This window comes from Streptomyces niveiscabiei (assembly GCF_001419795.1).
GTDB lineage: Bacteria > Actinomycetota > Actinomycetes > Streptomycetales > Streptomycetaceae > Streptomyces > Streptomyces niveiscabiei.
In genome coordinates this window covers 175-2,102 of the sequence record NZ_LIRL01001332.1, presented here as the reverse complement: position 1 = coordinate 2,102, position 1,928 = coordinate 175, and the positions used below count along the sequence as shown (strand labels likewise).

2 pseudogenes are annotated in these 1,928 nt (G+C 78.2%); both read right to left on the bottom strand.

From position 1 onward, the window contains the following. A pseudogene (locus tag AOK24_RS43725) lies at positions 1-796 on the bottom strand (hypothetical protein); the annotation flags it as partial. Next, positions 793-1,928, bottom strand: a pseudogene (locus AOK24_RS43720) (hypothetical protein); the annotation flags it as partial. The pseudogenes AOK24_RS43725 and AOK24_RS43720, both read right to left, overlap by 4 nt.

Here is a 1,928-nt window from a genome sequence, read left to right as displayed (position 1 = left end):
CGGCGAGCGCGGCCGGGTCGGGTCCCGGCATCAACCGGGCGAGGACCAGGGCGGGTTCGGGGCGGGCGTCGGCCACGGGGGCGAAGGCGTCGCCGAGTTCGAGGGAGCGGTAGGAGGCGAGGTCGGCGGGCGGCCCGTCGGGGTCGCCGGGGTGCCCGGCGGCGAGCTGGTAGACGATCTGCGCGGCGCTCCACAGCGCGTCGCGGGCGTCGCAGCGGCCAACTCCCCGGCGCTGTTCGGGAGATGCGTACGGCGGGGTCCCGGTGGGCCGGCGCAGGGCGCCGAGCGGGGCGGCGGAGGCGAGGTCCCAGAGCTGGACGTGTTTGCCGTCCCAGCGCACGGCCGCCGGGACGAGCCCCGTGTGGACGAGCCCGACGCTCTCCAGGAGCCGGACGGCGAGCACCAAGTCGCGTTCCACGGTGCGCTGTTCGGTGGTGGAGATGCCGTAGGAGAGGCGGGCGGCGGGGTCGCCGCGCGGGGCCTCGTAGAGGAGGAACGGCTCGTCGGCGTCCATGTCGTGGCCGACGAGCGCCGGGAACAGGCTGCCGTAGGGGGTGGTGGCGAAGGCGCGGTGCACGGTGAGCGCGGCGCGGGCCTCGGCTTCGAGGCGGGCGGGTCCGGTCTCGGGGTCGGCGGCGGTGAGCCGGACGAGGCGGCGGTCGGCGAGGGTGAGGTCGCGGGCGGAGAGCGGTGGCGGGACGGTGCGGCGGCGCCGGTCGCCGATGCTCACGGGTTCGGTGCGGCGGACGCCCTGCGGGGTGAGGAAGGACAGGCGGCCCTTGGGGATGTCGTTCACCAGGTGTCCTCGGGGTCGGCGGCGGCAGCGGTGCGGCGGACGGTGTGGATGACGCCGTGGCGCAGGGGGGTGAGGCGCAGGGTGCCGCTGTAGCGGCCGGGGAAGAGGACGGGCTGGTCGGCGGCCCAGGCGGGGCGGCGCGCGGTGTGCGGGGCGAACCGGATGCGGCGGGCCTGCCCGGGGTCCTTGCTGAGCAGCGCGGACTGCTGCGGCGTGACCAGCTCGACGAGGTCCGCCGTGTCATCCTCCGGGTCGCGGGCGGCGACCCCCAACAGGGCCTCGGTGTCGGGGCGTTCACGCTCGGGCCGGTGCGGGGAGGGGGCGACGACGCCGTGCCGGTCGAGATGCCGGCGGGCCGCGTCGAACAGGGCGCGTACATCGCCGCGCGTACGGCTCGCGCTCCAGCTGAGGGTGGTGCGTACGGCCGCGTCGAGGTCGTCGCGCAGCGTCGCGACCAGCGCCGGCCCGCCCTCGCCGGCCTCGCGGCCCAGCCAGCGGGGTACGTCGTCCCCGGTGGCCGTCGGCGGGTCCAGCAACTCCGGCGGGACGAGCCTGAGGCCCTCACCCAGGCTGTCGTACGCCCCTTGCCTGGGCCGGGGGACGCCCGCGTACTCCTGGGCGGTGTCGGCGGCGGCGCGCAGGACCCCGGCGGCGGCGCGGGCCAGGTCGGCGAGGTCGCGGCGGTGCCCGGCGGCCCACCAGCGGCGGGCGGCGCCCTGGGCGAGGAGCGCGTCGAGGTCGGTGAGGATACGGCCGGTGTCGTCGGCGCCGGAGGTCCGCCACCAGGCGTCGGCGGCGGCCCGCCGGCCGAGCCGGACCAGCAGCAGGGCGGCGAGGAGTCCGCAGGTCAGGGCGGGTACGGGGGTCCAGGCGGGCAGGTCGAGCGCGCTGCCCGCGAAGGCGCCGGCCACGACGCCGGGGACGAAGACGGCACTCGCGAGGAGCCCCGCCCTGAGGTTGCGCAGGCCCGCCCAGATCGCGGCCAGCACGACCGGCGCGCCCAGCGGCCAGAACCCGGACGCGGCGCCCGCGAGGAGGGCGAGCGGCAGGGCGGGGCGGACGGTGTACGGCTGGTACGGGGTGATCCGGGCGATGCGGTCGGGCGGGCAGCGGCGGTCGGCCTCGGAGGCGG